Annotated in this window: 22 protein-coding genes; 7 read left to right on the top strand and 15 right to left on the bottom strand. The window is 43.0% G+C overall.

Annotated elements, in window-relative coordinates; translation table 11 throughout:
- Positions 1–64 precede the first annotated feature (64 nt).
- Positions 65–1,600 carry a sensor domain-containing diguanylate cyclase gene (locus tag AWH66_RS18830; protein ID WP_063606719.1) on the bottom strand — a complete coding sequence of 512 codons (1,536 nt, stop codon included), beginning with the start codon at positions 1,598–1,600 and terminating at the stop codon, positions 65–67.
- Positions 1,601–1,935: 335 nt separating this feature from the next.
- Between AWH66_RS18830 and AWH66_RS18825 the strand changes: the two genes are divergently transcribed.
- The 4 genes from AWH66_RS18825 to AWH66_RS25995 all read left to right on the top strand — a co-directional run bounded on the left by AWH66_RS18825 (position 1,936) and on the right by AWH66_RS25995 (position 7,611).
- On the top strand, positions 1,936–2,568 hold the full coding sequence (locus AWH66_RS18825) for a DUF2760 domain-containing protein (protein WP_063606720.1): 633 nt from the start codon (positions 1,936–1,938) through the stop codon (positions 2,566–2,568).
- Positions 2,568–4,430, top strand: coding sequence for an Hsp70 family protein (locus AWH66_RS18820; protein ID WP_063606721.1), 1,863 nt, complete (start codon positions 2,568–2,570; stop codon positions 4,428–4,430). The genes AWH66_RS18825 and AWH66_RS18820 overlap by 1 nt, the downstream gene beginning before the upstream one ends.
- An 85-nt stretch (positions 4,431–4,515) precedes the next feature.
- Positions 4,516–7,314, top strand: a complete 2,799-nt coding sequence (locus tag AWH66_RS18815; protein ID WP_063606722.1) for an Hsp70 family protein — start codon at positions 4,516–4,518, stop codon at positions 7,312–7,314.
- A gap of 144 nt (positions 7,315–7,458) precedes the next feature.
- The gene (locus tag AWH66_RS25995) at positions 7,459–7,611 is read left to right on the top strand and encodes a hypothetical protein (RefSeq protein WP_006071423.1); all 153 of its coding nucleotides are present in this window, start codon (positions 7,459–7,461) and stop codon (positions 7,609–7,611) included.
- A gap of 24 nt (positions 7,612–7,635) precedes the next feature.
- On the opposite strand, the gene AWH66_RS18810 is transcribed toward AWH66_RS25995, so the two are convergent.
- From AWH66_RS18810 to AWH66_RS18795, 4 genes are all read right to left on the bottom strand, one after another.
- Positions 7,636–8,901 (bottom strand): carbohydrate porin, encoded by a 1,266-nt coding sequence (locus AWH66_RS18810; protein ID WP_063606723.1) that lies wholly within the window; start codon positions 8,899–8,901, stop codon positions 7,636–7,638.
- An 11-nt stretch (positions 8,902–8,912) separates the two neighbouring features.
- Positions 8,913–9,560 (bottom strand): DUF3299 domain-containing protein, encoded by a 648-nt coding sequence (locus AWH66_RS18805; RefSeq protein ID WP_063606724.1) that lies wholly within the window; start codon positions 9,558–9,560, stop codon positions 8,913–8,915.
- Positions 9,561–9,612: 52 nt separating this feature from the next.
- Positions 9,613–10,992 (bottom strand): amidohydrolase family protein, encoded by a 1,380-nt coding sequence (locus AWH66_RS18800; protein ID WP_063606725.1) that lies wholly within the window; start codon positions 10,990–10,992, stop codon positions 9,613–9,615.
- A gap of 197 nt (positions 10,993–11,189) precedes the next feature.
- Positions 11,190–12,149 carry a helix-turn-helix domain-containing protein gene (locus AWH66_RS18795; protein ID WP_167360971.1) on the bottom strand — a complete coding sequence of 320 codons (960 nt, stop codon included), beginning with the start codon at positions 12,147–12,149 and terminating at the stop codon, positions 11,190–11,192.
- A 147-nt stretch (positions 12,150–12,296) separates the two neighbouring features.
- Here AWH66_RS18795 and AWH66_RS18790 point away from each other — a divergent pair, with 147 nt between their 5' ends.
- On the top strand, positions 12,297–13,055 hold the full coding sequence (locus tag AWH66_RS18790) for a hypothetical protein (protein WP_240495638.1): 759 nt from the start codon (positions 12,297–12,299) through the stop codon (positions 13,053–13,055).
- A gap of 208 nt (positions 13,056–13,263) precedes the next feature.
- On the opposite strand, the gene AWH66_RS18785 is transcribed toward AWH66_RS18790, so the two are convergent.
- Genes AWH66_RS18785 through AWH66_RS18770 form a run of 4 tightly spaced genes read right to left on the bottom strand, consistent with a single transcriptional unit; the run spans position 13,264 to position 18,284 of the window.
- Positions 13,264–15,027, bottom strand: a complete 1,764-nt coding sequence (locus AWH66_RS18785; RefSeq protein WP_063606726.1) for a phospholipase D family protein — start codon at positions 15,025–15,027, stop codon at positions 13,264–13,266.
- Between the two features lie 19 nt (positions 15,028–15,046).
- The gene (locus AWH66_RS18780) at positions 15,047–16,111 is read right to left on the bottom strand and encodes an AI-2E family transporter (RefSeq protein ID WP_063606727.1); all 1,065 of its coding nucleotides are present in this window, start codon (positions 16,109–16,111) and stop codon (positions 15,047–15,049) included.
- Positions 16,112–16,120: 9 nt separating this feature from the next.
- A complete protein-coding gene (locus AWH66_RS18775; RefSeq protein WP_063606728.1) occupies positions 16,121–17,140 on the bottom strand; it encodes a DUF2955 domain-containing protein in 1,020 nt (339 codons plus the stop codon).
- Positions 17,130–18,284: an HlyD family secretion protein gene (locus AWH66_RS18770; RefSeq protein ID WP_063606729.1), complete on the bottom strand. Its 1,155-nt coding sequence runs from the start codon at positions 18,282–18,284 to the stop codon at positions 17,130–17,132. Before AWH66_RS18770 ends, AWH66_RS18775 begins: the two co-directional genes overlap by 11 nt.
- A gap of 236 nt (positions 18,285–18,520) precedes the next feature.
- Between AWH66_RS18770 and AWH66_RS18765 the strand changes: the two genes are divergently transcribed.
- Together AWH66_RS18765 and AWH66_RS18760 are read left to right on the top strand one after the other, a co-directional pair.
- Entirely contained in the window at positions 18,521–19,543 is a 1,023-nt protein-coding gene (locus tag AWH66_RS18765; RefSeq protein WP_063606730.1) for a helix-turn-helix domain-containing protein, read from the top strand.
- Positions 19,544–19,661: 118 nt separating this feature from the next.
- Positions 19,662–20,306, top strand: coding sequence for a DUF3299 domain-containing protein (locus tag AWH66_RS18760; protein WP_063606731.1), 645 nt, complete (start codon positions 19,662–19,664; stop codon positions 20,304–20,306).
- Positions 20,307–20,345: 39 nt separating this feature from the next.
- On the opposite strand, the gene AWH66_RS18755 is transcribed toward AWH66_RS18760, so the two are convergent.
- The 6 genes from AWH66_RS18755 to AWH66_RS18730 all read right to left on the bottom strand — a co-directional run bounded on the left by AWH66_RS18755 (position 20,346) and on the right by AWH66_RS18730 (position 24,525).
- Positions 20,346–21,386, bottom strand: a complete 1,041-nt coding sequence (locus AWH66_RS18755; protein WP_063606732.1) for a DUF2157 domain-containing protein — start codon at positions 21,384–21,386, stop codon at positions 20,346–20,348.
- A 222-nt stretch (positions 21,387–21,608) separates the two neighbouring features.
- Positions 21,609–22,232 (bottom strand): LysE family translocator, encoded by a 624-nt coding sequence (locus AWH66_RS18750; protein ID WP_063606733.1) that lies wholly within the window; start codon positions 22,230–22,232, stop codon positions 21,609–21,611.
- Positions 22,233–22,329: 97 nt separating this feature from the next.
- A complete protein-coding gene (locus AWH66_RS18745) occupies positions 22,330–22,707 on the bottom strand; it encodes a VOC family protein (protein WP_063606734.1) in 378 nt (125 codons plus the stop codon).
- A 9-nt stretch (positions 22,708–22,716) separates the two neighbouring features.
- Positions 22,717–23,391: a YoaK family protein gene (locus AWH66_RS18740; RefSeq protein WP_063606735.1), complete on the bottom strand. Its 675-nt coding sequence runs from the start codon at positions 23,389–23,391 to the stop codon at positions 22,717–22,719.
- A gap of 40 nt (positions 23,392–23,431) precedes the next feature.
- Positions 23,432–23,935 carry a GNAT family N-acetyltransferase gene (locus AWH66_RS18735; protein ID WP_063606736.1) on the bottom strand — a complete coding sequence of 168 codons (504 nt, stop codon included), beginning with the start codon at positions 23,933–23,935 and terminating at the stop codon, positions 23,432–23,434.
- Entirely contained in the window at positions 23,932–24,525 is a 594-nt protein-coding gene (locus AWH66_RS18730; protein WP_063606737.1) for a DJ-1/PfpI family protein, read from the bottom strand. Before AWH66_RS18730 ends, AWH66_RS18735 begins: the two co-directional genes overlap by 4 nt.
- Positions 24,526–24,587: the final 62 nt, after the last annotated feature.

Raw genomic sequence — 24,587 nt, 5'->3', positions numbered from 1 at the left:
AACCGTCGGATTGTAACGTATCAAACGTCAAACCTCGACAGTTCTCCATTCAATCGCTAAAAATTCAAGCAACCATTGCTCTATTTCTGCCTTTATCTTTGCTTCTATACAATAAATCATCGGCACGATTCATCAATTTCTCCAAGGACTCTCCTTTAAATACGGAGGCGCCTATACTCAGTGTACAAACAAAGTTAGGATCTATGGTGTCCCATTTCATAAAGGAAATATCTTCACACACTTCGTTTAAATAAACGTTGAGTAATTCTTCGTCAACACAACGACTTATCACAGCAAACTCATCGCCGCCAAGCCTGAACAGCATATCATCGGGATACAGTTGATCTTTTATGTATGCAGCAACTTGCATCAAGATCTCATCACCAGAAACATGACCATATTTATCATTAATTTGCTTAAACTTATCAATATCAATAATGACTAAAGAAAATGGCTTATTGCATGAAATATGGTAGTCCGCTAAGCGATTGAATGCGCGTCGATTGTACACTTCCGTTAAAGGGTCTCGCTCTACTAAGTACTGCAAGTCACGTGTTCTGCGACTGACTAACTTGGTCAATCTTCGTTGTTCACGAAGCATCAACTGAACCACGTAAGCCAATAGAATCGAAATAATAAAACCGCCTGAAGCGACACACAGGAGAATAAAACTGTCATTCTGAGAAATTTCTGAATCGTGTTTAAACTGAATGTTCCACTGTCGATCATAAAGATCCACAATGATGCTCTTTATATCCCCAGACAACGTTTGCCACGCTTCATTCTCATACATAATGGGGTCATCCTCGGCATCAAACCCTAAATCGACAACTTGAATACCCACTTCTTTGCCTATGGAGGTTCGAGAAACAATCTGCTCGAAATATGCGGTTGTGCGAACGACTCCAATTACTACTCCACGTAATGAATTATCACCGACCTCGAATACTGGATGGTAAACAAGCATCCCTTGTTTTGGTAACGAACGATCAAATCCGTCCTGCAACAGACGAATCTTATCTGACAAACTCGGTTCTCCGGTTTCCAGTGTGCTACGAATCACTCGTCTAACACGCTCTCGGGAAGAGTAATATCCTAGCGCACGTAGGTTGGCTTCATTAACAGGATAGACATCACTCGCCACATAAATAGGTTCATCATTTTCAAGGATGTAACCATCTTGGCGAGGTTCGTCTTTAGGCACCGTATATATTTGGTAACTTGGAAAGTGTTGCTTGACTCGCTTTACGTGTGACTCTACCTGCTCAGGATAAACTTTCTTCATCCATTGCATAGCTATTAAACTTTTCGAATCTGCCAACAATGGTGCGACAAAAGTGGAGAAATTATCCCACGTTGGTGGTTGAGTTGCGTGATAAAAACTTGCCCCTGCGCCGATAAAGGCAACGTCTAACATGACAAGTTCTTTTATATTCTCGGCTTGGTTTTGAGCTAAGAACTCAAAATTAGAATCGGAAAGCTGTTTTTGCCCTTTATATACAAGATGTGTAATGAAAATCGTCAATACTAATCCGAGAATTAGCACTAACACTGAGTACCGTTTGACTCCGCGGTCCTCTTTGCTTAAGCCTGTAACCATATATATATTGTCCTAACTGGTTATAGTTTTATTAGTGTTACCAGTTTTTATATTTGTGATAAATATTATTAGCCATGTGATATAAGTATCGAAAATACAATACCTTACCTTTTACTGTTAAATCTTACACAGCTCTGACATGGACAAAAGTTACAGTGTTAAAAAAAACAGCGAAGATCACCTAAATTTGTAAAATCGTCATTATCTGCTGAATTCTTCACCAAAAAACTCACTTTGTAATGACATTATTGCGAAACCATCGCGCTATGAGCCTTGATTATGCTAGACTTCGCCCCAAAATTAACAACTAATGACTGACACATAGAGAAACTCCTATGAACATCGATCTAAATGTTATCCCAACTACTTTCGACATGTTGCACGCTGGCCTAGCGGCTTCTAGCGTTTTGTTGCTTGCCATCGCGGTATCACGTAAAAGCAAAGTCGTTGAAAAAGTGGTCGAAAAACCAGTAGAGAAGATCGTCGAGGTTGAAAAGCCAGTAGAAAAAATCGTTGAAGTTGAGAAAGTCGTTGAAGTTGAAAAAGTCGTGGAAAAAGTTGTAGAAGTAGAATCTAAACTTGCGACCGCTTCTACCGATTCTGCAATGCAACTTCTGTCTTTGATGCAGCAAGAAGCTCGCATGGTCGATTTCCTCCAAGAAGACCTAACTTCATTCTCCGATGAAGAAGTAGGTGCGGCGGCTCGTGTTGTCCATTCTGGTGGTAAAAAAGTGATCACCGAGTACTTTACTTTGTCTCCAATTCGCAATGAAGACGAAGAAACTCGCGTAACAATCGAAGAAGGCTTTGACCCGCAATCTGTTCGCCTAACTGGCAGCGTAACGGGTAATGCACCATTCTCCGGCACACTGATTCATAAAGGTTGGAAAGCAGACAAAGTAACTCTGCCTAAGTTGTCTGAGAACTACAACGCATCTGTCATCGCACCAGCAGAGGTAGAGCTATAATGGAGCTATCAACGCACGAACAGAATCATCCATCTGCTCATTACAGTGTCGGTATCGACTTAGGTACGACGCACTGTGTCATGTCGTTTCTTGATACGACAGACGAGACCGCGCAAGTAGAGGTAGTTTCTATTCCGCAGCTCACAGCGCCCGGTACTGTAGAATCTTTCAAACAGCTAGGTTCATTTCTATATCAACCTCATGAGCACGAGATGGGACAAGGCTCCCGAACTCTGCCATGGACAAGTGAACCAAAAGCACTGGTGGGTGCCGTTGCTCGAAACCTAGGTTCAAAAACACCTATTCGTCTCATTGCAAGTGCTAAATCTTGGCTGTGTCATGGCGGCGTAAACCGACGTAAAAGCTTTCTTCCACAAGGAAGTCCAGAAGAAGTCGCTAAAGTGTCTCCTCTTCGTGCGACAGAGCTGTATTTAGAACACTTGAAAGATGCATGGAATCACATGCACCCAGAGTATAAGCTCGAAGACCAAGACGTAACCATTACCGTTCCCGCTTCTTTTGATCCTGCGGCGCGCGATCTTACTGCAGAAGCAGCGCGTAACGTTGGATTAGCTCACTTAACCTTACTTGAAGAGCCTCAAGCGGCATTGTATAGCTGGATCGATAACAGCGACGATAAGTGGCGCGATGAAGTCAATGTAGGTGATGTGGTTTTGGTGGTCGATGTAGGTGGTGGTACCACAGACTTATCTTTGGTCGCAGTGACAGAGCAAGATGGCAACCTGAATCTTGAACGCGTTGCCGTTGGTGAGCATATTCTGCTTGGTGGTGACAATATGGATCTTGCTTTAGCTTATCGCCTAAAGATGAAGCTGGCGCAAGATGGCAAAGAACTGCAACCCTGGCAAGTTCAAGCAATGACTCACGCTTGTCGTGACGCTAAAGAAGCCTTGCTAAATGACTCTGAGCTTCAAGCAGTACCGATTGTTGTCCCTAGTCGTGGTTCTAAGTTACTAGGCGCAACACTGAAAACTGAATTGACCCAGCAAGAAGTTCAACAAACTCTTGTAGACGGTTTCTTCCCACAAGTGGGTATTCAAGAGCATCCGGTTCAACGTGCTCGCGGTGCATTAACGCAAATGGGTCTCCCGTACGCACAAGATGCAGCGATTACTCGCCATATTGCTGCGTTTTTGAGCCGCCAAAGCAATGCTACAGATAACGCCTTTGCAGGTATTCCCGGCATGCAACCAGCGCCTGAGTTTGTCAAGCCGACAGCCCTGCTCTTTAACGGCGGTGTCCTTAAATCGAAATTACTCTCTGATCGTTTGTTCAACACCATTAATGCGTGGCTAGAGACTGCGGGCTCAGACAAGGCGAAAATGCTTTCTGGTCTAGACTTAGATCTTGCCGTTGCAAGTGGTGCAGCTTATTACGGTAGCGTTCGTCGTGGTCAAGGTGTTCGAATTCGCGGCGGTATTGCCTCAAGTTATTACATCGGCATTGAAAGTGCGATGCCTGCGATTCCGGGTATGGCTCCACCAATGGAAGCACTTTGCGTCGCACCGTTCGGTATGGAAGAAGGCAGTAGTGTTCAAGTCCCAAGTCAAGAATTTGGACTTGTCATTGGTCAACCTGTTCATTTCCAATTCTTCGGCTCAACAACTCGCCGTGATGATGAGGCAGGTGTTCATCTTGACTTTTGGCAACCAGAAGAGCTGGAAGAACTGCCAGAAATTCAAGTTACTCTGCCAGTATCAGAAGGCCGTAGCGTCGGCGAAGTAGTTCCTGTGACACTATCATCGCGCGTTACTGAGCTTGGTACTCTATATTTGGAAGCCATCGCTTCGGACAATGGCCAAAAATGGCACGTTGAATTTGACGTCCGCGAAGACGCATAACAATAATTAAATGACAAAACGGCACATTAGGTGCCGTTTTTTATCGCTAATCCCAGTCTTTATTAAGACCTAACTGGAGCATGTCATGGCATCCTCACAATATCTGGTCGGTATCGATTTAGGTACAACCAATACGGTTGTCGCATTCTGTGAAATTCAAGACGACCTCTCTAACTCTGCGGTCGAATTGTTTGAAATCGACCAACTAGTTGGCCCGGGCGAAGTAGTGCGTAAACCGCTACTACCCTCTTTCCGTTATCACCCTGCAGCTCAGCAAGTGTCCGAAGCGGACCTCACTCTCCCATGGGAAAATCAATCGGTCGATGGTGATCTGAAAAATATCATCATTGGTGAATGGGCGAGAGAGTTGGGTGCAAAAGTTGAAGGCCGACAGGTCTCAAGTGCTAAGAGTTGGCTATCGCACACTGCAGTTGATCGCGAAGACGACATTCTACCGTGGGCCGGTGCGCAAGATGTCGAAAAAGTGTCGCCAGTCATTGCTAGTGCAAGCTATCTCAACCATATTCGTCAAGCATGGAACCACCGCCATCACTACAACAAACTTGAAGCTCAAGATGTAGTCATTACGGTTCCAGCTTCCTTTGATGAAACCGCAAGAAAGCTCACCTTACAAGCAGCAAAATTGGCAGGACTACCAAAAGTCCATCTGTTAGAAGAACCACAAGCCGTTTGTTATGACTGGTACGCGAGACACAAAGATACCGCGACACAAGAGTTGGCTCAAGTACCACTGATTCTGGTATGTGATGTTGGCGGTGGTACTACTGACTTAAGTTTGATTGAAGCTAAACACGACAATGACGAACTAACACTGAATCGAATCGGTGTCGGCGAACACCTTATGCTAGGTGGTGATAACCTTGATCTAGCACTTGCACATATGGCTGAGCAACGCTTTAACGAGGCTAAAAAACTTAATGCTGCTAGTCTAACAAAGCTGATTCAACAAACTCGTAAGGCGAAAGAGGCACTGCTCTCTGAAAATGCTCCCAATGAAATGAAAATCACCATGTTGGGTAGTGGTTCTCGTTTAATCGGTGGCACAAAAAGCATTGCTCTAACTAAACATGAAGTGCATCAAATCGCCCTCGAGGGCTTCTTCCCGACCACGACGTTTGGTGAGCTACCCGACAAGAAGCGAAGCGCTGTCGTTGAATTTGGACTGCCTTACGTTTCCGACCCTGCGGTAAGCAAGCATGTCTCCGAGTTCTTACACTTGCATCAAGAAGTTGCTAAAGACGCCTTAGGTAACCAAAGTGAGCCCGCGATTCCAGTTGGTCTTCTGCTTAATGGGGGCGTTTTCAACAGTGACTTAGTCACACGTCGCATGGTCGATATTGTTGAAAATTGGAAAGGCTCACCTATTTCTTTACTTTCTAACCCTCACCCAGATTGGTCCGTTGCACTTGGTGCTGTCGCTTTTGCAAAAGCACGTCGTGGTGCACAGCTTAAAATTGGTGGCGGTAGTGCACGTTCCTACTTTTTACACTTACAAGAAAAGAACAAACTTGGCCAAGCCTTATGTTTATTGTCCAAAGGGACAGATGAGGGGCAAGAAATTCGTTTAACCGGTCGTCGATTTGCACTGACTCTGGGTGAACCTGTTCGATTTAACCTTCTTACTTCAACCCATGATTACTTTGGCGATCATCAAAAAGTACAGAACGGTTTAATGATTCAAATCGACCCCGATCAGTTCACACCATTGCCTCCATACATCAGCACGTTACAGGGTAGCGAATCGCAGCTTGCTGCCAATCAAAAAGAAAGGGTTGAAGTTCAGCTCGCTTGCCAATTGACTGAGGTCGGTACGCTTAAGGTTGAATGCGTAAGTACTAAGGATGATGCTCAGCGATGGGCGCTTGAATTTGAAGTTCGAAATCAGCAAGCACAAGAAGAAACGGTCACCGCTCATCCTGGGCTGGAGCCAAGCAAAGATTTAATTTCTCGTTTGTATAGTGGCAACAAAAACAGCGCTGACAGCAAAGAAATCAAGCTGCTCGCCAAAACGCTTGAGAAAAACCTCGGTAAGAAAGATGACTGGGATTTCTATACCTTACGTTCTCTTGTTGACAGTTTTTCACTGGGTCGTAAACGCCGTCGCCGCTCTGAACAACACGAAAAGAATTGGCTTCGATTAACAGGCTTTTGTATGCGCCCTGGTTTTGGTGATGCGACCGACTCATGGCGTATGGAGCAAATCTGGGGGCTGTACCAACAAGGTATTCAGTTTCAAAATGCTCAAGGCTGGAGTGACTGGTGGACTTTCTGGCGTCGTGTCTCAGGTGGTTTAAACGAAGAACAACAGGAAGTAATATTAGGTGGACTAGCCAAATACCTACATCCTGGTGCAATGAAAAATGCCAAAACATTCCAAGGAGCCAAGGATAAAGGTTATGAAGCCATGGTTCGTTTATCGGCAAGCTTAGAGAATTTGTACGTTGATGACAAAGTTCTATTGGCTACTTGGTATCTCAGCAAAGCACTCAACCAATCTCAGTTCGAACAAGCACACTGGTGGGCATTAGGCAGACTTGCTTCTCGTACACCACTTTACGGCAGCCAACATAACGTGATATCGCGGGAACAGATTGAACAATGGCTACCAAAACTCCTTGAGCAAGACTGGCTAAAAGAACCAATGATAGGCTTCGCTTGTGTCTTGATGTGCCGTAAAACCGGAGACCGCTCTCTAGATATTTCTCATGACTATCGGGGACAGGTGTTAGATAAGTTGAAAGCGTCGAAAGCACCTTCTAGTTGGCATGAATTGGTTTCCGAGGTCAAAAAACTGTCTGAATCTGATTCTAAAAAGTTATTTGGTGACGCCCTACCGGTTGGTCTGAGACTCATCAATCAATAACCCAGCGACACAGTTTGCTATGGTTTGGAACACTTTGGCACAAATAGGTAAGTAATATCGGCTATTCCAAGCTAATTTTCGTTAAGGCGTATACATTGCGCCTTAACGTTGATTATCACTCCTCATAATAGCGGAAACCTAGTAATGAAAAATCGAGTCATTGAGTATCAGCCATTGGGCATCGGTGCTTGGGTAAGAATTGAAGTCACAGTTGAAGTCGCAGATGTTCTTGCTAAAGAATACACAGGTTACGGATGGCCAGTCAGAGTGTATAGCTACATCTACGATGGAAATTAAAAAAGAGCTCATATGAGCTCTTTTTTAGATGGCAACTCGTAGCCTTAGGCCAATAATCCAAGTACTGTCTTTATCAGAGAACGCAGGGTTCTTTATATACTGTAAGTCAGGTGTGACTTGAATATAGTCATTCACAGCCCAGTTATAATATAACTCTGAGGTAATTTGATTATCCAAACCACTCCCAAACGCTTCATTGACCTCACTCCAGTTTACGGCGAAACCCAAATTACTCGTTGCATTACCCAAACCAAAATAGCCGATACCAGCGCTGATAGAGGTATCATATAAGGCCACATCTCCGCTTGAGAACCCTCCTCGAATAAATGGCATTAGCTGCGCGGTAGCAAAATAGCTTGCTGAAAAATTAACACCACGACCATTTTGATCGCTATAAGTTGTGGTGCCATCTGGCAAGGTAATAGTCGACAAGTTATGTCTTGTACCGCCATCAATATTCCATGCTGTGACATGTATGTTATCGGTATAAATCTGCTCTTGTGAAGCGGTCCAACCAAACTCTAACGTTGTAAAAAGTTTACTGCCGTCAAAGAAAGAATCAAATGGGTTACTAGAGTCACCGTTAGCATCGGCCACTCCACCAATCAGATAAAAATTGTCAGTCAACATATGACCTAAGGCTAATCCAAGTACACCATCATCTGGCAGGCCAATCGCCCCTCCACCTGTGCTAAAGGCCAGATTAGTAAACCCTGTCCAAGGACTTGCTAGAGCATAAGTATCGACATAGTCGGTGGTATCTAAATACCCGAGCATGAGTGACGTTCTACCCTGGTTTAACTTCTGCTTCCAATACAAGTTAGTGAGACGACTACCTTGGTCAGAATACGCAGGCCCTATCATACCGACATAGCCGACACCATCAGGCAAACTCGGAGTAACATTGCCGATAAACGCAAACTCTTTAGGGGAAAGATCGGTGTACTTATGTCTGTGCTCTACTTTCCACACCAGTCCACCAACATTACCCGACTCTAAACCAACTAAGTTCCAACTCCCATAGAAGCGAAACACACCAGCGGCGGCGTTATTCTCGCCTCCTGTCACAGTGTCCGAAGCACGAAGACCCAGTGATTGATAATCTAAGCCGAATGTTAGATTCTGATTTTGCTCTAACGACTCTCTCCAGTTCAATTTGGGAGTTGGCTTTGTCTTGAGAGTGTTATCGACCGAGTCCGGGCTGCCAAAATCGGCTCCAATGGCTAATTTGGGGACAAGCGACGCAAAGATCGCAGCTAAAGCAACACTGGATAAAAGGGTTTTAGTCATCACACGTCTCACTATAACGTTTCTGATTGGTAATAATCTTTAATATTAGTGGCTTCCATACTGTAGCCCATTGTCACTGAGGTATTACCGTCAACAAGAAAAACATCCTCTGTCTGTTTATCACTGGTGAAAATACCCTCAACCCACACTGGATATTGCACATTTTTAATTTCAAATCCTTCTGGGTAGCGTATTCGCACTATTTGATTTGCTGGCGGTGGTGGCAAATGGATACATGCGCCCGCAACTGGTACCAGCAGAAAGTCAGTGCTTTTCTCTCCAGTCATTTCTAGAGGCACGATAAAGCCAGCCATTCGAATAGTTTGTTTATCAAAGCGGTCAGTCGTGGTTTCCGAGCGAGCTTGCATTTGAGTCATATAAGTCGCTCTTTTCTCGAGTAGACCACGAGCATCGACACCTTCACGATCCAATTCAACAATGAGTTCATTAGCGAGTTTTTGATTCGCTTTGTTAGGCACAGAGTCTAATAACAGAATCGTTTGTAAAGCTTCTCGCTGGGCTTCGGTTATATCCGGTAAGACCACAAGTTCTTCTTTCAATTGAGGTTTTAAATCCGTCCAATCTAAGACCGAGATTTGGTTCGCAGACACGGAAAACGAGAACAAAACAACAATCAGGCTAGAGCACCAATTCAACATGTACACATTACTCTTAATTAGGAGGGCTCAATTTCTGAGCCCCATTGAATCGCTATAGCGTGTTCTTGTAAACAACACCGTCTTTCATGATCACTTTAATTGTGTCTAAGTCTGCCTCTCGGGGCTCAGCATCAAACCATTTCTCGTTGGCACCAATTACCGATAGGTCCTCGAGTGGATTACCATCTACCAAAATTAGATCGGCGTATGCACCTTCTTCAACCACGCCTAACTTACCTTCTGGATAAGGGTCCATGACACCAGACAGTTTAACAATTTCGCCATTCACTGACGTCAAGCCTTTGAGTGTGAAGAAGTTGCCCAGCTCTTTACCGGCAAGAAATAGCGTATGATCGGTTTGCTTAATACAAGCGGTGACATCACCGACACAGTCAGTATGAAAACCCCATTTAGGTTGATACTTATTGACGTTTTCAATGTACTTAGAGAATGCCTTCGTTGCTGACTCTGCTTTTCGCTTAGAAGCGGGGTTAGAGTTAATCGCTTCGATTTGAGTCAAATAGGGTGAAAAGGCCGTCATATTCGTAGTGATATAAGCTCCCTTCTCTTTCATCTTTTTAGCAATATCACCATCAAACATAAAACCGTGTTCAATGGTTTTTACGCCTGCATCAAGGTTGCGCAAAATTGCTTTTTTACTGTAGGCGTGAGACATGACATAAGAACCATAGGCCTCAGCAATTTCTACCGCGGCTGCAATTTCTTCTGGCGACATCGCATTTAGCTGCCAAGGGTCAAAAGATGAAGCAACACCGCCTGAAGACATGATTTTAATTTGCGTATTGCCTTGTTTGAAATTCTGACGTGCGGCTGCCTTTATGTCGGTAATACCGTCGGCATTAAAGCTGACGCTATTTCTTGCCATACTCGTCGTAGAACCAAAAAAGTGTTGATTGGCTGTTGTGAGATTACTGAAGTCTGCGTGCGAACCTGTAGGACCAATGAAAGCGCCAGAGGTATAAAGTCTTGGCCCTTCCAGCATTCCTGAGTCTATCGTTTTTCGTAAGCCGGTATTCAAACCGCCAGCATCACGCCAAGTGGTGAAGCCTGAACGAAACGCCGCGCGAGCATTAACCGTAGAACGAGCAGCTAATTCTTCTATAGTTCGATTATTCTCGTGATCACTCAAGTTACCGCCGTTTAAAAGCAGGTGGCCATGTCCTTCAATCAGGCCAGGCATTAATGTCATACCATTTCCGTCAATGACTTGCGCATCGGAGATTTCAACTACATCTTTGGATACCGCTTTAATTAAGTTGTCTTCCACTAACACATAGTGGTTTTCATACAGTTTGTTGTCAGTGCCATTAAAAATATTAACGTTTTTAAACAAAATGGTGTCTGCTTGTGCTGAGAGCGCACAGGCACAAGAAGCTGCTAGAAGAGACAGTTTACCGCCGATCGATTTCATTATTTCACCTTTAGTCCATGCTAAGTGGAGTTCCACTTCGCGTAACTTTCCGAATCATTGATATGAATTTGCTGTTACGAGGCTAATTGCTTTTATGTAACACGCTGAGTTTACATACAATTAACATCTAAACCTTAGGTGATAATTTATACATTTGCGAACCTAACGTATTGCCATTTAGCGACAAAACACAGAGGCTACTTTTGCATAGAGACATTTGACCTATATTGCGATGGGGTAACACCAACATAACGCTTAAATGCTCGTGTGAAATGTGCTGAATCAGAGTAACCAAATTGTTGAGCAATCATCGCAATAGTGGTGGTGGAAGACGTAAGCTCCGTTTTAATGAGTTCAAACAAGATCTGTTCGCTAAAAGCCTTATAGTTAGTCCCCTCCTCTTTCAATCGACGTTGAATCGTTCTTGAATGGATATTGATAACCTCAGAAGCCATATCTAAAGGTAATTTCCCAGCGGTAAAATAGGGTTTAAGGGCGAGCTTTAAGCTCTGAGCAAATTGTCCTAACCTTGGTAAGGGTTGGCTGGGCTCAGATTTCGGCACATTGAAGCTGGTCATCTGTATCATGACGCTGTCAGGTATTTTTATTGCAGTCACAGGGCGTTCGTTGTAGAACACCACATTCTGCAGTTGCGGCAGTAATTTAAAAGCATCAACAGAAGACGACTGAACGCCAATTTCATTCGGATGAAACTTTCCTGCTGTTAATTGATGGACTAACTGTGTCATAAACGTCACCGAAAAAAGCTCTGCATATTGGAACCAAACTTCGTCCGCGCCCGTTTTCTCCCTCACAAACCACCACGCTCCACCAGCCTTTTTTATGTAGACTTTGGTATTGGACGATTCCATTTCTAATAGTTGTCCAAATTTGCTAAGCGCCTCATGAACCGTCGTATTAACGGGTAATTTACTCAAATAATATGGGACATATTCAAGTGAAGCCATTTCCCATACCCTAATCCCAAATTGACCGCTAGATAATCGCTTTCCGAGATGACATAACAGGTTTTTCAACGTTGATTCTGGTAAATAAGAATAGTTAGGTTGTTGAACAATCGTATTGGGAATACGTGCTTCTCTTAATAAAGGAAGTAAATCAACATCCATCCCCTTGAAGAGATCAATAAAAAACATGACGTGTTCTGTTCGAATAATGTGGACTTGCTCTTCTTTTCTAGGTCTGGCCATCATCTAGTACACAAGTTATTAGGTGGTATAGGACTAATATAGTCTATCCTAGATGGTAACCATCTGAATAAATTAGTATTTAAAGGAATATATATGAAGTCGGTTAGTTTAGCTGCTTTAACTAGCATGACGATGCTTTCCCCTTGCCTCGCTCAGTCAAGTCAATCCGAGGAATGGGAATACTTGTTGGTGTTCCCAATGATATGGACACCAAGCATCACCGGTACCTCAGGAAATTCAGATGGTACCGTGGATATTGACATTCCCTTTGACAACATTGTTAGTAACTTAAATTTCGGTATCATGGGCGATTTCTATGCTCAGAAAGGTAAATGGCTATTGGGTGTTCGTGCTAACTATTTGCATATCAAAAGCTCCAATTCATCGACTTACAAACCGAAACTGCCGTTTCTCCCGGATATCACGACCACTATCGACCTAGATGCCACTATGTCTTTAAATGACCTCTTCGCTGGTTATGAAGTTACCCATGGCTTAGTGTTGCTTACCGGAGTTAGACATACTTATAGTAAGTTCAATGTTGATATAGGTGTTAACGAGTACGACATCCCATCGATTAATTCATCAGGACACCAGTTCGATTGGCTAGTGGGGTTAAAGTACGCCCACTGGTTTAATCAGGACTGGGGATTGAGCCTTACTGTAGATACTAGTATTGCCGGCGACAATGATGTGAATAGAGGGCTCAATCTCGCAGGAATGTATCGATTAAGTAATCTAAACAACATTTGGTTTGGTTATCGCTACTTAAATATTCAAAATGACTCGGGCACTACACAGATAGATGTCACCCAGCAGGGCCCGATGATAGGTTGGGCGTTCAGTTTTTAGAATTGAGTATTCTACACCCTATTTAACATTCTAAACCTTGTTTGAAGATGAGCAGCCAAATCGATATGCAGCCACAACTCTTCAATATCTTGAACTCTAAAATGTACGATCATTCACGACTCCTATAGTTGGATTGACAACCAAACATACCGCACGCAAATGTTCGAGATTTGCCAGATTGCGCCACCAATAGCAAATACCTAGTCACTTAGAACTGATACTTGAGGCTAGTAGATTCAAGTATGTTATAGATTTCTCGTTGGCTTTCAGATGTCTTGCCTTTTGTTCCGCCAGCTGCTCTAAGCTGTTTCCTCATCTCCAACCACTCCTCACTACCCCAAAGCAACGAGTCTTGCTTAAGTAGTTCAAATTGTTGGTTTAGATCACTGATTAGCTGCTCTCCCGATAAGAAAAAACCCACTTCATTATTGTAAAGCAACGAACGAAAATCGAGATTGGTCGTGCCTACAAACGCAGTTTCATCAATAATCAGAAACTTAGCATGAAGTTTGCCATAGTATTGTGTTCCACCAAGTAATACCGAGTCGGGTTTACCCAATTGGTAGAACTTGATTCTTGGATGGTTAACCGCCTTCTTCCAAGCTGATGATTGAAGGAACTTTTCGTTGAGCTCGTTATTATCAAGGTCATCGTCTAACCAAGTTTGCTTGAGGGTTTCGTCTTGCATAATGAGTGAGGGTACCGTGTGCATGTCAATCACGGCTTGAGTGAAGAAGTTATCACTAGTAAGTACTGAGTTAGTAATAACCTCAATACTTCGCTCTGGATCTTGTTCCAACCAACTTAACGCGGTGTTGAGGTCTCTATCGATTACACCTTCATCTTTTAGCAAATCTGACTGAAGAAACAGATATGGAGACACCACTCTTATTTTTTTAAGCTCAGTATTGGTATAGGCAGTTTTTGCCAGAATGCCGCTAATTGAATTGGCATTAGCACTTTTATTATGGCTATAACGCGTTACAACATCGTCCGCATTTAGATTGTCCAACTCATGCGCAAACTTGGCATCTGCAGTACGATAATCTATATCTAGATACTGAGCTATACCAGTGTATGCTCGGTTAAACTCTGGGTTTGCTTTCAACTTCTGATAAGACTTTAACAATAAAGACTTGTCTCGATTGTAACTTGACCATGTATCAAGCTTTTTGTTACCAGGTTTAGTAAACAGGACAGTAAAATAATACTCACTTAGTCGAGATGGCGACTGCTCGGGCTTCGATTCAATTAAAGGACGGATTATGACTTCAATATCACGAAACGCTGAGTAATCCTTACTTCCATTGCTATCGATCCCGTAATAATGAAGGGAGATATTCCGCCCACCCGTAATCACATAAGCATTTTGATTATAGAAGCCGTCCACAATAAATAGCTTGTCGTGAGAGCGATGATTCCATCTGGAATCACCATCTGTTAGTGCATTGAAGACGACCGCCTGTACGCGAGCTTTCTGAGTTGTAATCTGTCCTTCCCTATCACGAATATAGCCAGCGTTTTTCTCACACTGCATAAGGCCTTTTAAGTTGCCATTGTTAAGACTGTACGAACCCAAGCTATCTACCATAATTCGGATATCAACACCGCGTTGCACGGCCTCACACAAAGCTCCCAATGTGGCTTTACCTGCTAAATCGTCAGAGAAAATATAGTATGTGAGATCAACGGTGTGTTGCGCGTTTTCAATCAAGTAGATCTTCGCCGCAAGGCTCTTTATTGCATCCGCCTGCTGTGAGCCTATCACTTTAACAAGAGCTGGTTGAACTGGTAATCGATTCTCTGACGAGAGTTTAAGATAATCTTTCTCTAAATCTTCAGCGTCGCGCCAACGACGCTGCTCCATTAGCTGTGATGTCCACTCATCGTTAGAAGAACTCGGAGAGTGAGCATTAGAAGCACACCCGCCCAAAACTAACAATAAAACGAAGATAGAAATCCCTTTCAACATTTAGCCAGTTCTCCTCATATTAGTCTTTGGCTTTTTCTGGCTCTTCTAGCCAAGATACAAACAGTTGATAACTCAAACTTAATACAACGGCACCAACAAACAGGCCGACTATACCTGACATCGCCATTCCACCTAATGCACCCAATAGTAAAACCAACATGGGAATATCTGAGCCACGACTTAATAGCATAGGCTTAAGAACCGCGTCGCTACCGCTGACGATGACACACCATACCAAAAACAGCACTGCAGCTGTGGTCGACTGGGTACCAAACACATAAGCAATCACCGGAATAAGCGCCAATATTGGCGGCAACTGAATAATAGCCATTAACAAGACCGCTAGTGCCCAAAGCCCTATCGCAGGCACATCAACAAACGCCATACCGACTGCGGCCATGATCGATTGAATAACCGCGACACCCAATACGCCTTGCACGACGCTACGAACTGTTGATTTGGATAGATTGACGAGTTCCGCACCTTTTCCGTTAGTGAGTCGATTAGCAACTTTGTTAAACGCTTTTTGGCAGTTCTCAGCATTCGCCATAAATACGCCAGCGATGATGGTCGACACGATAAATTGCAGTAACCCACCCGCAAAGGACCCTACAGCACCAGCTAAGGTTGTTGCTAGCGATTTTATCTGCTCACTATACTTAACCATCGCTCCTTCTAAGTTAGTCGAAGCATGATACATAGCGGCATATATCTTTTCGCCAACAACAGGCAGTTCTTTGACGGTTTGAGTCGGCCTTGGTACTTGAAGTGTTCCGTCCTGTAGTTGCGAATACACTTCTGTGCCTCCCGTATATAAACCACTAGATAACCAAACGAGTGGAATAAGTAGTAGCAGAACGCCAATCAACGAAAGCAACCCACTTGCTTTGCCTTTGGAAATACTGCATTTAGCGTGTAACCATAACGCCACTGGATAGAGTGCGACGGCGATAATGCCGCCCCAAACAACGAGCATCATGAAAGGTCTAAGAATGGAAAAACACCAATAAACCAAAATGGAAATGGTCGCGATTTTGATAAAAGTATCGATCGCATTTTTATTAAAGGAACTGTCAAAATTCATAACGTTTACCTAAATAGATTTCATCATCTGTCCATTGAACTGCAGGACCTTCCATTGCCTCGTTTCGATAAAGAAAGCAGCAATCATCATGTATAAAGCGACCAAACCAAGAAGTCCGAGCCTTATCCACATTTTTTCGTCAATCACACCAGAGCTCATTAACGTCGTGCCTATCAACACCAAAGCGGTGTTGAAGGCCGTCGCGTACACCGGTGCCTTTGTAGGCTCTGAGTACATTTTGCTACCAATAACAATTGCTAGAAGACTGATAAAGACAGTGTAAAAAACAATATTAGGGACCAGAGCTAGTACACCAAATACCAGTATGGCAATCACACCACCAATACCATTGCTAATCAGCAAAAACAGACTTAACTTGATGGACTTTTCGCCTGTTATCATTAGCGATAACAAAGCAATAAATATCATCGAAAGTAGCGCTTCAGAGATTTGGAAAATGAAGAAGAAACAGACAACAGGGAAAGCGACAATCATTGCTTTCAACGCGGAATGCCAACGGAACTCTGAGGTAAATGGCACCGATTGATAATCATGGTGGGTTTCTTCTCTCTCCGGCATATAGATGTGCATTACCGCGAATATTGCGACAGCAATGGCACCAGATAAACTCAAACCCAACGCCAAAAATATAGCAATTGGTGGGCTATCAATTGCCATAAAAGGCAACATCAACGTCGACATTAACAATATGGTCGCGAACAGATTCCATTTCGGGTCGAGAAACAGGTAATACCCCAACATCATCAACATCCCTACCGCAATCAATAGAGGTATCGGATATTGAGCAAGACCCAAGCTTAAACTGACACCAATTACAACGGTTACTATCATCGCAAGTAGAAGTTCATAAACAATGTCCTTATGTAACACCTTCTTTTCAAAAAGAAACTTAGCGGTGAAAATCGGTGTTACAAACGCCAATGGCCATTCAATCCATGCAGCAAGAAACGTAGCAACACCGACACCAAACGTAAACCTGAGCACGCATGTTTGTGTACTATCGGACATAAGACATCCAACTTACAATTCGAATCCACGCCTTACCCAGTATATTGAAGATCGTGTTGTCATCGGTGTATACCACCACATCTGCTTGACCACCAATTCGCAGCAATCCTGTGGTATCAGCCGTGTCGAATTCAATCGTAACAGGTAACATTTGAGTTTGTCTTAACCAACCTGTTTGATTATTGGCTTGCGCCAATTTACCTGCTTGGTTGGATTGCCCCCAATCTACCCCCCAATCGACACTTGATACCTTTCCAGTAATGACTTTACCCGGGGCAAAATCGAGTGCTATTTCAACCTCATTACCTGGCTGGATATTGCCCAAACTGTTTTCTCGAAAGTACGCTTCAATCCAAATGCTATCGGTAGAAACAAACGTCATAATTGGTTGGCCCGCACTTGCATAAAACCCTTCGGACAAACTGAAGTTTGAGACACCACCATTGGTTGGGGCCTTCACTACGGTTCGTTCTAAATCCAGTTGAGCCTTCTCTAATGCGAGCAAGGCTGCTTTAATTTGGCTGTTTTCCTCACCTTCTGCCCCTAGTTGCTTATTCGCTTTGTCCAAATCTGCCTGCGCATTTTGAACATTGGCACGTGCTCTGGCTAAATTCGCTCGAGCTTTATCAGCCTCAGAAGCAGAAATCACTCCTTTCTCTGCCATAGTAAGCACACGTCGTGTTTGCAGTTCAACGTTATCACGCTCAACCACGCTGCTGGTCAAACGTGCCTGTGCAGACGCGATCGTCGCCGTTTGAGCACCAACATTTTGTCCAGCAATTTCCAAATCCTGCTCCGCTTTTTGAACGGCAATCTCATAGTCCACCGGGTTAAGTGCAATCAATGTATCGCCTTCTGAGACTAGCTGATTAGGTTTCACCTGAATATCGACCACTTGCCCTGAGACCTGAGGTTTAATTGGCACGACATACCCTTTTACACGCGCATTGTCTGTAGAGGGAATGATTCGGTCTGAAATAATACTGATGGAGAGACTTGCCAATATAAAGACAACGAGAGCATTGGTGACTTTTTTCACTTTGTTTTGTTTAGCTTGCTCGGCGTTTTGTTGAACCTGTTCAATTTGAGAATCTTTGTTCTGTTTCTCTACTGGCTGACTTTTAGATTCTGGTTTATCGCTCATTACTCATCCCTTGTTAACAACTTAATAACCAATCCTATCTAGGTATAGACTATTATCGGAACAAATTAAAATTAATTGCTTTAAAAATTAGTATATTAGAGAGCCAACACGCGTTTGCTTTGTTGATTATCACTGAGCGAAAATTGTAGTTGATGTGTCCATTTAAATTTGCCATTTTACGCCAACGGTCTAATCTATTTGTAATTGACGCACGCTAATGAATCTCAGAACGACCTATGACAAACTGTAACGACCCCATTACTCCACTAATAAAATCTGGTTATGCTCGCGTATTGGTAGAGCTGTTTCGCGAATACAACCATGACCCACACCAAGCGATAAAAGAGTCCGGGCTTCCTCCAGACCTGTTCGATCTGGATCAAGAATTTTTGCCTCAAGAGCCAGTGAAAAAACTCATCTACTTATTGGGAAATCAGTTAGGAATAACGCAATTCGGTGAGCTATTGCGAACGGCGATTAGACAAAAAGTGATACCGCGTCTTCTAGGTGAATTATCTGAATGCATGACGGTCGAAGAAGCGCTAGTGCGTACCAAAGAGGTGTTTCAGTACGATGCCGTAGGCGTCAATGTTGGTCTAGAAGAGAGTCATGGAAGGACATGGTATTGGTGCAGGCGTCCGTTTGATGACAGCCCTCTATTCCTTTGGTCAGAGATTTGGGCCGTGCTTTATACGATAGAGTTAGTCCGAGCAATGACTAAATCAACATGGACACCGAAACAGATCAAAATCCAATCTAAAGAAGTCGATGTTTTTCAAGCTATTATCGGAAAGTCACCACAATATTTCGTTGAGAACGAACGTATAGAATGGCTAATTGATGAAGAGATCTTGCAGCAAGTTCCAAATATCACCAGTAAAGACTATGCGCCAAAAGAGCCCTTAGTGACCTGGCATGCTAACTTTACTGACCGAGTTTTTACTGCACTGTTACCCTATGTTCGAGAGCATAACCTCACATTAGAGCAAGCTGCCAAACTGCTAAAACTCGCCCCTCGTACTTTACAGCGAAGACTTAATGAGGAACGAACAAGTTTTCGTCATATAAAAGACAACCTAATATTTACTGTCGCGGTAGAAATGATGGGAGAAGAGTTATCATTGACTCATATCGCTAGCCAGCTTGGTTTTTCCGATATTTCTCACTTTTCACGTTCGTTTAAACGTATCAGCGGCCTGACTCCAAAGATGTATCAAAGAACGATATTAAGTTTGAACGAAACACAGCGTACTCCATAACAAGATCACAAGGTTCACTCTTGCAACAAGATACCAAAAAGAGTGGGTTGAGGATGTACACATGACGCGCTTACTGATAGTTTTTGTTGGTTAGTAGTCAAATATTGGTATTTAAAGCATGCGTTCGTTAGTTACTTTAGTCAGTCTTTCATTGCTATTTATGGTGCAAGCACATGCAAATGACTGGCAATGGCAAGATCTCTCGCCAACCATTGACACGCCTACTTACCAAAACAAATTCGCGAGTTTTACACCTACACAGCGCTATGATCTGATGACGATCGTAGACTATCAAAACAAACACGAACCTGAACGTGCTGAACTAGAGACAAGCTATCGGGAAGCATTGATACGCTTTGCAAAGAACGGCATCAATATCCTTGCTCTAATCGAAGAACAAAAACAAATAGATGCTGATCATTCAGATTGGAATATGAATATCAATCCCAAGCTTATTGGTAAGAAGGGGCGACTTCCAGGGTTTATTGTGCCCCTTGAGTTTGATGAGTTGATTGTTACTGAGTTTATACTTGTCCCGACTGCCGGAGCCTGTATCCATACTCCACCACCTCCTGGAAATCAAATGGTTCTGGTGAGTTACCCTCAAGGAATTGAGTTTCGAGGTTTATACTCCCCCGTATGGGTCGATGGGACTTTGATGGAGCAGTCTACCGCTTCCAGTATTGAGCTCTCCGATGGCAATACTGAAGTCATAAGCGCATACACAATGACAGCAGACAATGTCACTGTGTATGAGCAGTAGTATCTATTGTTGCTTTACAGGCTTTTGAGAGTCAGACGCTTAAAGGTCAGTGTTCTTGCCACGACCAAGACGGTAAATCTTCTCAGCACGAGTTCCAAAGAACCAAAAGCTCATTGCCAAAATGGCAAAAAATACCGCTTTATGTGTCCCTTCCCAGAAGTACTCAATGAAGCGGGTGTACAGATTGATGAAGATGAAAATAAGTCCGAAGCCACGCGTAAGTTCATCATCAAACTTCATCCCGTGATACACCGCTACAACAGAAGCAATAAGTAACAGTATCGACCAATGCAGCAAAGAAAATTGAGTGACGTTACTCCACACACTAAAATCTGCGTAGTTGCCAAACACCGACATTAGCCACATCGATATAAAGAACACAAACAGCCCCAAAGCACGAGTAGTGATTGCAAAATCTTCCTTCGATGGCCAACGTTTCATTGCCAAAGTACTTGTCAATATCAGTATTAAGCCATAAAACACATATCGAAATGGGAAATTGAGGCCAAGAAAGTAACCTTCATCACTCAACTGATAAGTTTCAAAACCAAGCCAAGTGCCAAATGACAATAGCGCACACAACCAAACAATGTGCGAAGGAATCCATAAACCCAATACGCCGTACACCAGCGATGCAAGCAGGATCAACTTGGTTAAACTATTGGTTTGAATAACCTGACCAAGAAAATAGATCGACACCGCAGTACTGACAATACCCAGTACAAATAAGGCCTCATTGCTAAAAGCTTTGTCCGGCGTCTTCGATTTTCGTCTTACGCCAATAAAATAAAAGCCCGCTGATATTGCAGCGAAAAATCCACTCTTCGCTATGTCAGGTGCAGAGAATATCTCATCCAGTAGTTTAATCAGCCATTCATCGAGCAACACGGAAAGTACCGATAAAACGATGCAAACAATCGCAATCCAAAATGAATACTTAGCAATAAGTGACCAATCGACACTGGCGACTTGATAGCTGTTTTTCAGTTTGTCATGTTCTTCTTGGTTGATAGTGCCTTGTTCGAGCCACTGTTCTATCGCACTGCCAACAACACGACCTTCTCTTTTTGAAAGCTTCATTCGTTTGAATCTTCTACTCCTAGGATAAATGAATGCCTTTGTAACCCACAACGCACTTAAACGGGAACTCATTATTTGTCAGATTATTGTAAATCTCGATACATTCAGTGTAGTCCTCGTAAACATTATTATATCGAAAACCGATATAATCACAGCCAATCAATAAGAAGACCTTATGAACTCCCTTAAAAAAATAGCGGCTCCAAGCCACACATCATGTCACTATTGAATAAATAGAACACAACCAAAATAAATCATCACAACACCAGCTACTCGGTTAACCCAGCAACCAAATCTTGTATTTTTGATACTTCCCGTCATTTTAGCAATGAACAATGATAAAGCAGAAAACCAAACAAACAACATGACACCATGTATCGCGACTAACGTATAAGCATCGATGTAAGAGAAGTGCTCAAAATCTAAGAACTGGGGGAAGGCTGCAAGATAAAACAGTATCCCCTTGGGGTTTGAAAATTGAGTAATAAACCCTTCAATAACTGATTTTCGCCACTTGGGCTGTGTGTAGTGTTTAATCTTCTCCGGCAAAGCAGTATCGCTAGACTTAAATGAGCCCAACAACATTTTCGCCCCTATATAAAGAAAATAACCTCCTCCAATATACTTGAGTACAACAAAGAAAAGTGGTGAACCCATTAAAATCGCAGAAATACCGAAAATGCCCATGCTCGCTTGCAAAGACATCGCTAGGATAAAACCAAGAATATTACAGGTCGCAGATTGCTTTCCGTATATAGATGTTGTTCTGAGAATTAAGACACCGTTGGGACCCGGTGACATCACTAACAAAATTACAATCAAACTAAAAGATAGAATATCACCCATGACAATTCGCTAGCCTATTAAAACAATATTAATCAGTGTAAGTTTTTTTTGAGTTGTTGTCGTCATTGGATACCGTAACTTATTCCAGAAATGGCTATTATGGATAGTTACACAGTTCGATGAGATTACCGTCAGGATCGCGCAGATAAATTGATAATATGCTACCCGTGGCGCCTGTCCGATTTACAGGCCCAGTGAATACGTCAATAGCTTTAGAAATGAGTATCTGTTTGGCTTGTTCAACCGGAGTGTCTATCACAAAACACAAGTCTTCACTTCCTGGCACTGCAAAGGTTGCTTTCGGTTCTATCTCTTGCCCTTTGATATGTAGATTGATCTTCTGAGAACCAAAATGAAGCGCATGCCGATTATCACCAAATGTTTCATACCTCATCCCAAGCATTTCATAAAACCTCACAGATGATTTCAAATCTGCCACTGTGAGTACGAGATGATCAATCGATTGAATATTCATAAATTCCCTCTAATTTGCTCTATTGGTATAGGCGATTTTCTTACGGTAAATTCGATACACCAACGCTAAAACGAGACATGCTGCAGCAGGAACAACGAGTGCCATAAACGCTAAATTCCGATATAACAGAGCACCCACTATACCGCCAACGATGAACCCCGTTAATATGGTGACAAACAACTTGGCTTTTCGTTTATCAAATGCCTCGCCTCTAAATGTCGAACCAATCATGATCCCCAAATCGGTAACGATACCAGTAACATGAGTCGTTCTAACTACCGCTCCACTGAACGTGGTTGCCAAGGCATTTTGCAATCCACATGCAGCTGAAGCAAAGTAGGTTCCACTTTGAGAACCATTGAGTAGTAAATAGGTGGCGATAAGCAAGAATAGACTTTCAATACAAAGAAGCCACTCGTATTGGCGACCGAGCTTTAACGACACATTAGAAATGAATAAACCAGAAATCGCCGACCCAGCTAAGAAGCTAACGATAATTGCGAACATATGACCAGCAAGAGACCAATCGTGAATCAGTTGAGTACCTAGTAATGTTGCAGTACCAGACAAATGTGAGATAGCCTGATGCTGAAACCCCATGAGCCCCACAGCATTCACTGTCCCTGCTAGTAAAGAGAGTACAAACGCACCCGACTCAATCCAACGAGGTAACTTAGATATCACAGCAATCACCTATCTCAACAACATAATTCAGAAGGCAGCATCATAGACCTATTTCATCTGTTGTCTTTGATTTAAAGCACATAATGTGTTGAGGACCTGCTTGACCACCTAGATATAGTTCTTTCGTATCGATAAACCCTACCGCTAAATAAAGTTGATACGCTGCCTTGTTTTTACGGTTAACGGTCAAATATAGGTCATTGTGTTCAGTGCCCAGCCAAACGTTAAATTCTTTAACTAAAAGCTTTAAACACATTTTAGCAATACCTCTACCTTGAAACCGTGAATCGATAAAGAAAGCACGAAGGCCAGTAGCATTCTCCAGCTTAGTCCCCAATGTAACTTGGTATGCCTCATCAAGAAGGAAAAACCCTGCTGGAGTCTCACCCGAATAGATTACCCATTGGCTCTCTTTGGGGTTACCTAAACTGCTCTGAATAATACAGGAAACTACACCCACAAAAGGCAATTGCTCATCTGACACAGCTAGTGCTAACACAGTTTCCGATATTGGATGGGTTAAACGTCTGACAGCAATGCTCATAACGTCACTCCATGTTCACGCCAATCAAACTCCATCTGTTTTGCTGTTTTAAGTGCGATATCACGTCCGTGCAATTTTTCAACCAGCCTCAAGCTCATATCAATCCCCGCAGAAATACCAGCTGATGTGACAATGTCACCGCAATCTACCCAGCGTGTATCATTTATAATGGTTAACCCTGGAAACAGCTGTTGTAGTTCATTTTGATCTTCCCAGTGGGTCGTGACGGTTTGGTTAGAAAGAACGCCCGATTTAGCCAGCAAAAATACGCCTGTACACACAGATGCCACAAGCGTCGAGTTAGCTGCTGTCTCACCTATCCAATCTAATACACGAGTATTTTCCATCTCCTGAGTATGAACCCCTCCGGGCACAATCAGTACATCAATAGCCGGATGACTGTAGATAGAGTAGTCGGATTGGATTTTAAGACCACCTCTTGCGAAGACGATACCTTGTGTTTGAGATAGAAGGCTGACCGACCATTTTTCTTCTTCGTCCAGAAACCGATTCGCTGTAGAAAATACTTCAAAAGGCCCAGCAAAGTCTAATACCTCTACATCACGATACACGTAGATTCCAACATTCATCACAGCCTCCATTCTGTTAAGATACTGTTACCTACAGTATTGAGTTACAAAGATTATTTCAA

The organism is Vibrio barjaei (assembly GCF_001639065.2).
Taxonomy (GTDB): Bacteria; Pseudomonadota; Gammaproteobacteria; order Enterobacterales; family Vibrionaceae; genus Vibrio; species Vibrio barjaei.
This window is presented reverse-complemented; position numbering and strand designations above follow the sequence as displayed.